The sequence below is a fragment of the Streptomyces sp. NPDC005820 genome (genome assembly GCF_040630255.1).
Classification (GTDB): domain Bacteria; phylum Actinomycetota; class Actinomycetes; order Streptomycetales; family Streptomycetaceae; genus Streptomyces.
In genome coordinates, this window is sequence record NZ_JBEXXE010000052.1 from 58,044 (window position 1) to 70,643 (window position 12,600).

8 protein-coding genes and 2 pseudogenes are annotated in these 12,600 nt (G+C 70.2%); 3 read left to right on the forward strand and 7 right to left on the reverse strand.

Annotated features, from left to right (window positions below; all coding sequences use genetic code 11):
- Window positions 1–549: 549 nt before the first annotated feature.
- The 4 genes from ABZ464_RS43300 to ABZ464_RS43315 all read right to left on the reverse strand — a co-directional run bounded on the left by ABZ464_RS43300 (window position 550) and on the right by ABZ464_RS43315 (window position 6,008).
- Window positions 550–1,209 (reverse strand): response regulator transcription factor, encoded by a 660-nt coding sequence (locus ABZ464_RS43300; protein ID WP_359287421.1) that lies wholly within the window; start codon window positions 1,207–1,209, stop codon window positions 550–552.
- The gene (locus ABZ464_RS43305; protein WP_359287422.1) at window positions 1,206–2,534 is read right to left on the reverse strand and encodes a histidine kinase; all 1,329 of its coding nucleotides are present in this window, start codon (window positions 2,532–2,534) and stop codon (window positions 1,206–1,208) included. The genes ABZ464_RS43300 and ABZ464_RS43305 overlap by 4 nt, the downstream gene beginning before the upstream one ends.
- Before the next feature lie 159 nt (window positions 2,535–2,693).
- The gene (locus tag ABZ464_RS43310) at window positions 2,694–4,928 is read right to left on the reverse strand and encodes an MMPL family transporter (protein ID WP_359287423.1); all 2,235 of its coding nucleotides are present in this window, start codon (window positions 4,926–4,928) and stop codon (window positions 2,694–2,696) included.
- A gap of 213 nt (window positions 4,929–5,141) precedes the next feature.
- Complete coding sequence (locus ABZ464_RS43315) at window positions 5,142–6,008, reverse strand: helix-turn-helix transcriptional regulator (RefSeq protein ID WP_359287424.1); 867 nt, start codon at window positions 6,006–6,008, stop codon at window positions 5,142–5,144.
- Between the two features lie 128 nt (window positions 6,009–6,136).
- Here ABZ464_RS43315 and ABZ464_RS43320 point away from each other — a divergent pair, with 128 nt between their 5' ends.
- Window positions 6,137–6,895, forward strand: coding sequence for a nuclear transport factor 2 family protein (locus ABZ464_RS43320; protein WP_359287425.1), 759 nt, complete (start codon window positions 6,137–6,139; stop codon window positions 6,893–6,895).
- 17 nt (window positions 6,896–6,912) lie between these two features.
- On the forward strand, window positions 6,913–7,236 hold the full coding sequence (locus ABZ464_RS43325) for a MoaF N-terminal domain-containing protein (protein WP_359287426.1): 324 nt from the start codon (window positions 6,913–6,915) through the stop codon (window positions 7,234–7,236).
- Window positions 7,237–7,546: 310 nt separating this feature from the next.
- On the opposite strand, the pseudogene ABZ464_RS43330 reads toward ABZ464_RS43325, so the two are convergent.
- The 3 genes and pseudogenes from ABZ464_RS43330 to ABZ464_RS43340 form a co-directional block, all read right to left on the reverse strand.
- A pseudogene (locus ABZ464_RS43330) lies at window positions 7,547–7,648 on the reverse strand (IS5/IS1182 family transposase); the annotation flags it as partial.
- Between the two features lie 137 nt (window positions 7,649–7,785).
- The gene (locus ABZ464_RS43335) at window positions 7,786–9,546 is read right to left on the reverse strand and encodes a S8 family serine peptidase (RefSeq protein ID WP_359287437.1); all 1,761 of its coding nucleotides are present in this window, start codon (window positions 9,544–9,546) and stop codon (window positions 7,786–7,788) included.
- 371 nt (window positions 9,547–9,917) lie between these two features.
- Window positions 9,918–10,022, reverse strand: a pseudogene (locus tag ABZ464_RS43340) (transposase); the annotation flags it as partial.
- Between the two features lie 1,003 nt (window positions 10,023–11,025).
- Between ABZ464_RS43340 and ABZ464_RS43345 the strand changes: the two are divergent.
- Complete coding sequence (locus ABZ464_RS43345; RefSeq protein WP_359287427.1) at window positions 11,026–11,787, forward strand: DUF5707 domain-containing protein; 762 nt, start codon at window positions 11,026–11,028, stop codon at window positions 11,785–11,787.
- Window positions 11,788–12,600 lie beyond the last annotated feature (813 nt).

Below are 12,600 nucleotides of genomic sequence, written 5' to 3' on the forward strand. Positions count from 1 at the left end.
CGTGAAGGAGTGCGCCACTCGGTACCAGCGGCTCGCTGCCCACCGCGGCCTCGTTGATCACCCGGCACCCCTTGAGCCGACGGATGAGGAACTGGAGCAGGCAGCGACAGTGGAAGGACGGCGAGCGGCCGCAGTTGAGGCCTTGAGCCTCCTGACCAACGCCGAGACCGCAGAAGCGGTGCAGAGGCTCAACAGGTGCGTCTGGCACCTTGAGTGGCTCGCTCGCGGGCAGTTGGCCGGCAACCCGTCGTCCTGGGCAGAGGCCTTTGACAGCTACCGAGTTGCGCGGGCCGACTTCCACGATTGCGCTCGGCGGAGCCTGCAGATACCCGAGCTGGGGACCTTGAATGAGGCGCCGTGGCCTCCGCCCTGGCGGCCGGTTCGAGAACCTTCTGATCCGTAGCTCCGCCGGAAACGACGGGCAACAGCCCGTCGAGACCAAGGTCAGCCCCGCGACGCGACCCCCGGCCGCGCTTGGACGGTTCCGGAGAGGTGCTGAGAGGTCCCTGAGAGGCAGAACAGAAGTCGGGTCAGCCCGGACGGGCGGCTTCAGGAGGGCCGTACCACCCCCACGTCGTACGCGAAGATCACCGCTTGGACGCGGTCACGGGCGCCGATCTTGGCGAGTATGCGGCTGACGTGGGACTTGACGGTGGACTCGGCGAGGTGGAGCCGGTCGGCGATCTCGGCGTTGGTCCAGCCGGAGGCGACCGCCGCGAGGACCTCGCGTTCGCGTTCGGTCAGTTCGGCGAGTCTGCGTTCCCGGGCGGCGTTGCGGCCGCCGGGCGAGCGTTGGGTGAAGGTGTCGATGAGGCGGTGGGTGATGCCGGGGGAGATGACGGAGTCCCCGGCGGCCACCGCGCGGATGCCGACGACGAGTTCGTCGGGGCGGGCGTCCTTGAGGAAGAACCCGCTGGCTCCGGCGCGCAGCGCGTCGTAGGCGTACTCGTCGAGATCGAAGGTGGTCAGGACGAGGACCTTGGAGCGGCCGCCGGACTCGACGATCCGCCGGGTGGCCTCGATGCCGTCCATGCCGGGCATACGGACGTCCATCAGGACGACGTCGGGGCGCAGTTCGGCGGTCTTGCGGACCGCTTCGCTGCCGTTCACGGCCTCGTCGACGACGGTCATGTCGGGCTGGGCCTCGAGGAGCATGCGGAAGCCGAGCCGTTGCAGGTGCTGGTCGTCGACGATGAGGACGGTGGTCATGCCGGCGGCTCCTGTGCGGGGTGGGTGGTCGTGGCGGTGAGCGGGGTCGTTTTCAGCAGGGCGCGTACGGTCCAGCCGCCGCGGGTGTTGGTCCCGGCGGCGATGCTGCCCTCGTACAGCGCGGCGCGCTGGCGCATGCCGACCACGCCCCGGCCGCTGCCGCCGCCCGGTCGGCGCGCCTTCGCCGCGGTGGGTGCGGGGCCGGTGTCCTCCACGACGACGCGGACCAGGTGGGGGTCGGCGGTGACGGAGACGGTGACCGTGGTGTCGGTGCCCGCGTATTTGAGGCTGTTGGTGAGGGCTTCCTGGACGATGCGGTAGACGGCGAGCTGGAGGCCCCGGGTGAGGGCGGTGAGGTCGCCCTCGGTGCGCAGGGTGGCGGTGGGCCCTGCCGCGCGGATCCGCTCCAGCAGGGTGTCGAGGTCGGCCAGGCCGGGCTGCGGGGCGAGCGGGGCCTCGTGCTGCGGGCCGTCCTCGTCGCCGATGACGGCGAGGAGGCGGCGCAGTTCACCCAGGGCGTCGCGGCCGCTGTCGGCGATGATGCGCAGCGTGTCGGCGCCGCGCTCGGGCCGGGTCACGGCGAGGGCGGCGGCTCCGTCGGCGAGGCCGACGATGACGGCCAGGGTGTGTCCGAGGATGTCGTGCATCTCGCGGGAGACCCGGGCGCGTTCCTGGGCGGCGGCCAGGAGTGCCTGCTGGTCGCGTTCCTTCTCCAGCGCGGTCATGGCGGCGTTCACCAGCCTTCCGGCCAGTCCGAGCCCGGCGCAGGCGCCCAGCAGGAGGATCGCCATGAGGGTCACCACGTCGGGGCGCGTGATCTGCGCCAGTTGATGACCGCTGCGGACGAAGAAGGCCCAGACGAGGATCTGCCCGAGGGCGACGGTGAGGGCGACGGCCAGTCGCCGGGGTGATTCGTGGCGGCCCACGTTGTACAGGGCCACCACCCAGGCGGAGGCGGAGCCGGTGACGACGTCGAGCGGGAACGACGCCGTCAGGATGGCCGTGGTCACGGCGAAGACGAGCATCGGGCGGCGTTCCCGCCACACCAGTGGGACCGCGTACGCGAACGCCAGGGCCAGGGCGACGCCCACGTCGACGCCGTCCGAGGGTTTCAGCGCGGCGGGCATGCCGAGCACCGCGCACAGCACCGGCACCCCCCACCGCCGGACGTGCGGGTGGGCCTGGTCGGCCAGGCGCAGGCCGGCCAGCCGGAGAATGATCGAGAGGATCGCTCGGTACTCGGGATCGCTCATCAGCGGCCCGGGAATCCGCAGCACCCGCTCGCCGCCGCGGGCGGTGGGCGCGGGTGCGTTCGTCGGTGTCACGGTGTACGCCCTTCACGGTGCAGGCGGGTTCCACCCGTCGGCCCCGGGGGGAGAGGGCCGACGGGTGGAGGTTCGAGGACACGGTCGGCCCGGGATCCGTCCCGCTCCGGGTGGATCGTACGGCCTGAGCTGCGGTGCTCTTCGGTGAAACCCGGGCTGTCAGCCGTGGTGCAGCGGTGCGGGCTCGGCCGGCTCCGGCTCGTCACCGCGCGCACTGCCCGCCTGCTCTTCCTCCAGGGCGTGGCGCAGCTTCTCGCCCTCGACGTCCACGTCCGGCAGGATCCGGTCCAGCCACGCCGGGAGGGCCCACGCGCGGCGGCCGAGCAGGGTCATCACCGCCGGGACGATGGTCATCCGGACGACGAAGGCGTCGAAGAGGACGGCCGCGGCCAGACCCAGGCCGATCGACTTGATCAGTGCGGTGTCGTCCAGGAGGAACCCGGAGAAGACCGCGATCATGATGACCGCCGCGGCGGTGACCACCCGGGCGCCGTGCCGGAAGCCGGCGACGATGGCCTCGGTGGGTTCGGCACCGTGGACGTACTCCTCGCGCATCCGGGTGACGAGGAAGACCTCGTAGTCCATGGCGAGGCCGAACACCACGCCGATCATGAAGATGGGCAGGACGCTGACGATCGGCGCCGCCTCGTCGATGCCGAAGACGTCCTTCAGCCAGCCCCACTGGAAGACCGCGACCACCACACCGAGGGTGGAGACGATGCTGAGCAGGAAGCCGAGCGCCGCCTTGACCGGGACCAGGATCGAGCGGAAGACCAGCAGGAGCAGGATCAGGGCGAGGCCGACCACGATGGCCAGGTAGGGCAGGAGAGCTTCGCCCAGCTTCGCGGAGACGTCGATGTTGACGGCTGTCGTACCGGTGACCAGCAGGTCGGCGCCGGTGTCCGCGCGCAGGCCGTCGCTCCGGTCGCGGATGGTGGTGACCAGGTCCTTGGTCTCCTCGCTCGACGGGGAACTCTTCGGCACGACACCGATCAGGGCCACGTCACCGGCCTCGTTGAAGACGGCGGGGCGCGCGGCGGCGACATCGGGCAGCTGGTTGACCGTGGCGTACGCGTCCCGGGCGGCGGCCTCGGGGTCGTCGCTGCCGCGGGCGTCGACGACCACGGTCAGCGGTCCGTTGAAGCCCTCGCCGAAGCCCTTGCTCAGGGTGTCGTAGGCGGCGCGCTGGGTGCTGCCCGGCGCGGCCATGCTGTCGTCGGGCAGGGTCAGACGCATCGACAGGGCGGGAATGGCCAGCAGACCGAGGACGGCCACCGACCCGACGAGCATCCTGACGGGGTTGCGGGTGACGAACCGCCCCCAGCGCACGCCCATCGTCTCGCCCTCGCCGCGCTCCTGCGCGCGCAGCCGCTCGGTCGTGAGCCTGCCCTTCGTGATCCGCGTCCCGGCGAAACCGAGCATCGCGGGCAGCAGGGTCAGCGCGATCACGACGGCGACCGCGACCGCGAAGGCGGCGCCCAGACCCATGGTGGTGAGCATCTTGATCCCGATGACGCTCAGTCCGGCCAGCGCGATGATCACGGTCAGGCCGGCGAACACGACGGCCGAGCCGGCGGTGCCCAGCGCCCGCCCGGCGGCCTCCTCCGGTGCGTGCCCCTCGAGGAGCTCGCCGCGGTAGCGGGAGACGATGAACAGGGCGTAGTCGATGGCCACCGCCAGGCCCAGCATCAGCGCCAGCGTCGTGGAGGCCGAGGACATGTCCACGAACGCGGTGGCGACGGTGATCGCGGAGACCGCGGCCACCACGCCCATGATGGCGGTGAGCAACGGCAGCCCCGCCGCGAGCAGCGAGCCGAAGGTGATCACGAGGACGAACGCGGCGACCACGAGACCGATCATCTCGGCCGCCTTGCTGCTGCTCTTCTCCTGGACCGCGTTCCCGCCCAGGCTGACCGTCAGACCGGCCTTCTCGCCCTCGTCGGCGGCCTTGGTCAGGGCGTCGGAGGCGGCGTCGCCGAGGTCGGCCTTGGACACCTCGTAGGTGACCTGCGCGAAGGCGATGGTGCCGTCCTTGCTGACCTGGCCGCCGGTGAACGGGTCGGAGGCGTTCGCCACCTGAGGGGCGGCCTTCAGGTCGGCGACGAGGGACTCGATGGTGGACCTGTTGCTGCCGGAGGTCAGCGTCTGCCCCTTCGGCGCCTCGAAGACGACCCGGGCGGTGGCACCGTCGGCGGAGGCCTGCGGGAACTCCTTCTCCAGCAGGTCGATCGCCTTCTGGGACTGGGTACCGGGCAGGGTGAAGTCGTCGGTCGAGGCGCCGGGGCTGTTGACGGCGCCCACCCCGACGGCGGCCAGGACGACGATCCACAGCGCGAGGAAGAGCCGTCGTCGCCGGAAGGCGAGTCGGCCCAGCCGGTACAGAAAGGTTGCCACGGTGTACTCCCAGCGAGAGACGAGCGGTCAGGAGAAGGGGCCCGAACGACCCTGTGCTCAAGCTAGGAATGGATTTCCGTCGGCCCCCGGCACCGCGGGACGCAATTCGACCGGCGGGCAGTACCGCAGTACCGATGACCCTCATCCTCAAGGCCGACGGCGCGACGGGTCCGTGACGTCCGCCGAGGGTACGGCGCACTCGCCGCCGGACGGTCAGCTCTGGGCGGCGCGGAAGGTGCCGGGGGTCTCGCCGGTCGCGCGGGTGAAGAACTTGCTGAAGTTGGTGGGCTCGGTGAAACCGAGGCGGCGGCTGATGGCGGCGACGGGCAGCTCGGTGTGGGCCAGCAGGCGCTTGGCCTCCAGGGTGACGCGGGCGTCGACGAGCTGCTTGGCGGTGTGACCGGTGGCCCCTTGGCAGGCCCGGTTGAGGGTCTTGAGGGAGTAGCCGAGCCGGGCCGCGTAGTCGTGGGCCTGGCGCAGGACGGCGAAGGAGCGCTCCAGCTCGTGCTGGAAGAGACGGTACGGCTCCTGCGTGGCGCCCTTCTCCTGGCTGCCGTCGGGGGCGGGGAGGCGGGCGATACGCAACAGGATCCCGGCCAGCAGCTGGCGTAGGAGCTCCCTGGTGATGTCCCGCTCCTGGTCCGGAAGGCCGGCGTACTCGGCGGCGAGGTCGGCCAGCGCGCGGCGGAAGCGATCGTGGTCCTCGGGGCGGAGCTGCCAGGAGGCCGGGCCGAAGGGGTCGTCGGTCACACGGACGGTGGCGGGCAGGCGGGGCGGGAAGTCCGGGGTGAACAGGACGATCGTGGCGTCCAGGTCGGCCGGGCCGCCGTCGGGCCCCGTCGGCAGACGCTGTACCTGCCCCGGGCGGACGTGCAGCAGCGTGCCCGGTCGGCACGGGTGGTCGACGAAGTCGATCATGTGGGTGCCCGTGCCGTCGTGGACGAGGGCGAGGTGATGGAAGTCCAGCCGGTGCACCCGCCGGTACTCCTCGTCCGGCAGGCGGCTGGGGAGGTCGGTGAAGGTGAGGACCTCCAGGCGCAGACCGGGCCGGGTGGGGTTGCGGTAGCCCCGCTCGATCATCGGAGTCTGTCCCGTTTCGACCATAGGTATGCCTGACTCTACCGTGCGTCACGGTCGGGGGCGCAGGAGAGTGGAGGGCAGCCCGGTGAGCGAAATGACACCGGAACGCACAGATCGGATCCACGCAAATGAGCAGCAAGGACAACGTCCTCAAGGCAACCGGTGAGCTTTTCGGGGACAGGGACCCCAGCGCCGTGGACCGCTGGGTGTCCGATGACTACCGTCAGCACAGCAGCCTGGCCGCGGACGGCCCGGAGGCGCTGCGCGGGCTGGTGGCGGGTCTGCCGCAGGGCTTCCGCTACGAGGGCGCACGGGTGATCGCCGACGGGGATCTGGTGGCGCTGCACGGCACGTACCACGGATTCGGGCCCGAGCCGCTGGTCGCCTTCGACCTGTTCCGCGTCGACGCGGACGGCAAGCTGGCCGAGCACTGGGACGCACTGACCCCGGTCGTCACGGAGACCGCCTCCGGCCGTACGCAGACGGACGGGGCCGCCACGCCGGGCGACCTGGACAGGACCGAGGCCAACCGTGAGCTGGTCGCGGAGTTCGCCGAGAAGGTGCTCGTCGGCGCCGACTACTCGGTTCTGACGAACTACATCTCCACCGAGAGCTACCTCCAGCACAACCCGGAGGCCGCCGACGGCCTGGACGGCTTCGGCGCCGCGGCCGCCAAGTGGGCCGAACAGGGCAAGAACCTGGTCTACCGGACCGTCCACAAGGTCGTCGCCGAGGGCGACTTCGTACTGCTGCAGTCCGAGGGCGAGTTCGGGCTGCCGGTCGTCTACTGGGACCTGTTCCGGGTGGCCGACGGCAAGATCGTCGAGCACTGGGACGTCATCGCGCCCGTACCGGCCGAACTGCCGCACTTCAACGGCTTGTTCTGAGCGCGGGCCGAGACATCGTGAGTGAACTGACCTACGCCGGCAAGAAGTACCGGTTCAGTGTCGACAACGGCGTCGTCTTCCACAACACGTACGCCGCCGACGGTACCGGCCTGCACTGGGAGGCGGTCGCGGGCGCCATGGAGGGCTCCTCCGAGGACGTGCGCCTGCGGACCGCCGAGGTGACACCGGGCGTCTTCCTGATCGGCTGGACGGAGAAGTCCGGCATGACCGTCACCCATGCCATGAACCTCAACACCCATACGGTGCACGCCTTCTGGACCTACGAGACCCCGGACGGCCGGGTCGCCGAACTCCACACCGGCACGCTCGAAGAGATGTGACCGCGTCGGGGCGGGCGTACCGAAGGCGGAGGGCGATCGCCGCGGCGTTGCGAGCGCGGGTCTGCCACCGGGGGCACGCGGCAAGCAGTACGGCACCGGCGGCCAGGAAGCGCCGGGGCCGCCGAACTCCAGCCGCATCCAAGAACCGGTCCAGGGTGGCGTTCTCCCACTGATCGCCCCGCTCCACGAAGTCGTCCCGGAGCCGGGCGATGAAGGCCACCAGCTCTTCCCTGCTCGTGACTTCGTCCTCGGGGCGGCCGGGCGGCAGCTGCAGCATGGCGCCACCCTGGGCCGTGCCCGGTAATCGTCCCTGAGCGGGTTGGCGGAGCCAAAGGGTGAGCGAGGCGATGTGGAGTCCGGCCAGGTAGCGGGTTGCCGGCTTGTCGTAGCGCGTTGCAATGGCTCGGAATTGTCACTCGCGGCCGCACCGCAGGAGTCGGTGCGCAAGGCGTGGGACGGGACGCCTCCGGCTTGTGGGCCCCGGCGGTGTACAACGCCGCCGGGGCCCACAAGCCCTCTGCTGCCCAGCAGTTCGCAGCCCGCCCTGCGCTAGAAGGTCAGGTTCCAGGCGTCGATCTTGCCTGTGTCCGAGGCGGCGTTGTCGTTGACGCGCAGCTTCCAGGTGCCGTTCGCGACCTCCGAGGAGGCGTTCACGGTGTAGGTCTGGGCGATGTTGTCGGCGCTGCCGCCGGCGTGGTTGTGCAGCGTGTAGACGGTGCCGTCCGGCGCCACCAGGTCGACTCCCAGGTCACCGATGTAGGTGTGCTTGATGTCCACACCCACCTTGAGGGTGGCCGGGGCGTTGCCGGTCACGCCGGTGACGGCGATCGGGCTCTCCACGGTCGCGTTGTCGTTGATGGCGAAGTCCGTGAGGTTCTCGAAGTAGGCGCCGGGCGGCGGGGTGGCTCCGACGGCCTTGAGGGCGTCGACCTGTCCTTCGCCGAAGAACGAGTTGCTGGCCGTCGTGCCCGTGCAGCGGCTGTCCGAAGGGCAGGCGATGTCGTTGGCCTGCTCGGCCAGCTTGGCGCGGAGCTGCGCCGGGGTGATGCCCGGGTTGGCGCTGGCGATGAGTGCCGCCACGCCGACCACGTGCGGGGTGGCCATCGAGGTGCCGCTCTTGCTGCCGTAGCCGCCGCCGGGGACGGTGGAGTACACGTTGCTGCCCGGCGCCGCGACGTCGATCACGCCCTGACCGTAGTTGGAGAACGAGGCCTTGGTGACGCCAGTGCCGTTGGCCGCGACCGTGACCACGCCCGGCAGCTCGGTCGGGATGTCGAGGCAGGCGTTGGTGATGGTGCGGGTGACCGGCGTCGAGTCGTTCGGGCTCGCGGAGTCGGTCGTCTTGTGGGCGAGGTCGTAGTTCTCGTTGCCCGCGGCGGCGATCTGGAGGGAGCCCTTGCCCTCGGCGTACTCCTGGGCGCGCTTGACGCCCTCGATGATGGCGGCCTGGTCGATGTTGTCCGGGCAGTTGAACTGCCACGGGTCCGTGTAATAGCTGTTGTTGGTGACCTTGAAGCCGTGGTCACCGGCCCAGACGAAGCCGCAGATGGTGTTCTCCGCGAAGAAGAAGGAGTTGCCCGGCTCGGCGACCCGGACCGCGGCGATCTTCACCCCGGGTGCCACGCCGACGACGCCCTTGCCGTTCTTCGCCGCGGCGATGGTGCCCGCTACGTGGGTGCCGTGCGTGTCGACGTCCCGCCACGCGCCGGCACGGGTGTCGGGCTTGCCGTAGGCGCAGGAGACCGAGTCGGCCGTGTCGAAGTTGGGCGCCAGGTCCTGGTGCTGGTCGTCCACACCGGTGTCCAGGATGCCGACCGTGACGGAGGCGGAGCCTGGGTTCACGGCCCAGGCCTGGTCGGCCTTGATCTGGCTCATGTCGGCCCGGACCGGTTCTCCGGCCGGGGTCGAGGCCTGGGCCGGATTGGCCGGGAGTGCCGGGTCGTAGGCGTCGGCCGGGACGTCCGAGGTACGCGTGGCGCCGACCTGCTGCACACCGGCGACGCCGCGCATGGTGGCGGCGAATCCGCTGGACGCCGAGTGGGCGACGATCACGCCGATGGCGTCGAAGTTCGAGAAGACGGTGCCGCCGTTGGCCGTGATCGCCGAGCGGACCGCCGAACTGTCACCGGGGGCGGTGATCACGAGGTAGGCACGCGTGCCGGCCACCCAGGTCGCACTCTGGGAAGCCGGCACGGCGGCCGGAGCGAGGGCCTTGGCGGCCGGCGCGGTGGAGGGGACGACGGGGAGCGTGCCCGCGAGGGCGCCCGGGGCGCCGAACGCGAGGGCGGCACCGAGCGTGGCCGCCAGCACCAGCGTGCGTCCAGGGCGGCTGAATATGTGGGGTATCAAGGCGTCCTCCGGAGACGGCCCGGCCGTGCTGAGGGCACCGGCCGGGCCGTACGAAACTAGTGGTGGACGCAAGATGTCAGGTGCATGCTCATGTGCGGAAGTACCTTTCCGTGCAGGGACGTCATAGAGGCATGGCTGAAAAGAGACGTACTCCCGGCGTCGGGGGCCGGGATCCACCGGGAGTTCGGCGACCTCGACCGCGCCCTGGTGGCCGTCGACGACGTAGAGCCCTCTCGGGCCGGCCGAAGCGCCGAGCAGACGGCCGGCGTTCCCGAACCTGGGGTACAGCGTTTCAGGGGCCATCCCGCCGTACGCTCTGAGCTGCTGAAACGGACTACCGCTTTGAGCATGGTGCAGTCGTTGACGTTGCCGGGGGTGAGGACGACAGCCAGGGGCAAGCCCCGGCCGTCGCAGGCGAGATGGACTTTGGTGGTCACCGTACGCAAGGCGCGCCAGGAAGCCGCGGCCGTGCCAGAACCGAAGACACCGGACTCCGCCGATCACGGTTTCTGGCACGAATCTGGCACGCGATACCTGATCACCGCGCACAACAAAAAGGCCCGGGTCGCTGACCTGGGCCTTCTTCATGGAGCGGGTGACGAGAATCGAACTCGGGCTCTCAGCTTGGGAAGCGACGGCGCTCGCGCGGCTGTCTGGCTTCTGGCCTGCATGGATTCGTTGTGTCCGCGCTGTTGCCTGAGCCTGGTCGCACCGCTGCTGACCGTGGTTGTCCGCTTCTACGGGCACGCTGTGGGCACGGCTTCACATAACGGCCGGCAAGGGCCCGTGCACGAACGGGCTCTGCGCATGGCTTGGCCAGTGGGGGAAGTCCAGCCCGGGGGCCTTCGCGCGTGCACACGCCCTCCGGTGAAGTGCGCTTCCGCTCACGGTGTCGACTCTCGAGCCTCCCCGGAGCGGCCGGCGCTGGGCCCTGGGCTCACTTCCTGGCTTCGGGTCCGTACCCGCGAAGCGTTCCGGGCGCGGAAGGTCCGATCCGCTGACGGGACCTCGGTCCACTCAAGGATCTCGCCCGCCCACGGGCCGGACCTTCATGTCCGCTGCAAGCCATCGCCAAGAGCGGTTCGCGGTCACCAAGGACAGGGCGGGACATGTTCAGACGCCACAGGCGTCGGCCGAAAAGCCCGGACCGTCGTCCCGCATGACGCAGCCGAGTCGGCGTCGGTCCAGAAGACCGGAGGCATGGCGCAACGACGGCCCAAGCCGCCCGAAGCCGATCGTTTCGGGTCACTCGGTTACAAGTGATCCGCAAGATGAGCTGCCGATCCTTATGAACGTGAGTGCGAAGTAAGAGCGATGTGCCCCCACGCACGGGACGTGCGGATACAGGGGAGTGGTTTCGCCGGACCTTCGCGCATGCACACCACGATCAATCAGGTCCGTCCCGGGCATTCGGGCAGACCGACTCACCTTGGGGAAATCATGCGCAAACACGCCATCATCGCCGCTCTCTCCGGCGCTCTGGCCATCTCCGCTCTCGCCGTCCCGGCGGCGCAGGCGAGCCCGACCAGTCCCACAGTGATCACGAAGGTCGTGGTCAATGGCGGCAAGCCCATCGTGGTCGGCACCACTGGCAAGACCGTCACCGCCACCGTGACCGGAACGAACGACACGGGGATCGGAGACGGGTACGTCATGCTCTGGCACGGCACCAGTGACTTCGACCACCGGGACGCCACCCTCTCGGACCCCGGCACGCCGGTCTGCGCCTCGCCCAGCGCGACGGGTACCTGCACGGTGAAGATCTCCGTCACCCCGGCTCTGAACACGAACTCACTCGCCGGAACCTGGCACGTCTTCGCCGCGCTGTACGGAACCAACCACATGTCGGCCTTCGCGTTCGACTACTCCAAGATCAACGTGCTGCGTCAGTCGAAGCTCACGGCCAATGCGACGCCCGAGCCGGTGAAGAAGGGCAAGACGATCACCGTCTCGGGCAGGCTCAGCCGTGCCGACTGGGCGACGGCCACGTACGGGGGCTACGGCAGCCAGTCCGTGAAGCTGCAGTTCAAGAAGAAGGGCAGTTCTTCCTTCACCACCGTCAAGACGGTGGCGAGCAGCACGGGTGGCGCTGTCAAGACCACGGTGAAGGCGTCCGTCGACGGCTCCTACAGGTTCGTGTTCGCCGGCAACGCCAGCACCGCTGGGGTCGCGTCGACGGCTGACTTCGTCGACGTCAAGTAGCCGGGCCGGCACGCCGTCCGGCGACAGGCCGCCCCGGGGCCGTCGCCGGACGTGCACGACAGGCTCCCCGGGCTCACGCCGGCGCGGCTTCCCCCACCCCGTCCGGATGTGCGGCGATCGACCGGCGCAGGTCGGCCGCTCCGCACTCCCGGGCGATGCGGTGGGCCCGGGGTCGGCATGGGCACGGTGTCCCGGGCGGGCCGTGCGGGGCCGGCGCGCAGCAGGGGTGGTGGCTCTCGACCGGCAGCACTCGCGGCACCACGTCACCCTCGTGACCGCCGCCCATGCCTTCCTCACCGAACAGCGTCTCGCCCCAAAAGTCCCCGGGGCCGGCCTCACGCTCTACCAAGTCCTCGATGCCCTCCAGAACACCCTGAGGTGCTGGACCGGCATCTGCACCACCTGCCATCAGCCCCTGCCCAGCCGGGCTCTCAGGACGCCAAGATCGAGACAGACCTGACGGAGTCCTACCAGGGGCACGTCGAACGGTTCTGCACGCACCTGTTCTCCCCTCCACACGCGGTGGTCGTCGCCGAGGTGCGCTGCGCGTCGGCCAGGAACGGGTGCACGGGCCACGACGTAGCGTCCACACCGGAAGGTCCCGGCTTCCGCTGCGCCTCTACGACATCGCGGACGGGCGTGAGGTCGGGCGGACACTCACGGTCCGGTGGGACCGCATGGGCTACGCCTCGCCCACGTCCACCACCTACGCCGATGCTCCAGAGCCCTACGAAGACGACGCGCTGCTGCCGGCTTGGGCGTTCACAACGGTGGGCGTGCTTCATACGGCGGGGCTCGACGCACAGCACTGCC

What these genes read in the sequence shown, in the direction of transcription:
- ABZ464_RS43300 (WP_359287421.1), bottom strand. Translation starts at nt 1,209, where the DNA reads ATGACCACCGTCCTCATCGTCGACGACCAGCACCTGCAACGGCTCGGC.
- ABZ464_RS43315 (WP_359287424.1), bottom strand. Translation starts at nt 6,008, where the DNA reads ATGATCGAGCGGGGCTACCGCAACCCCACCCGGCCCGGTCTGCGCCTG.
- ABZ464_RS43320 (WP_359287425.1), top strand. Translation starts at nt 6,137, where the DNA reads ATGAGCAGCAAGGACAACGTCCTCAAGGCAACCGGTGAGCTTTTCGGG.
- ABZ464_RS43345 (WP_359287427.1), top strand. Translation starts at nt 11,026, where the DNA reads ATGCGCAAACACGCCATCATCGCCGCTCTCTCCGGCGCTCTGGCCATC.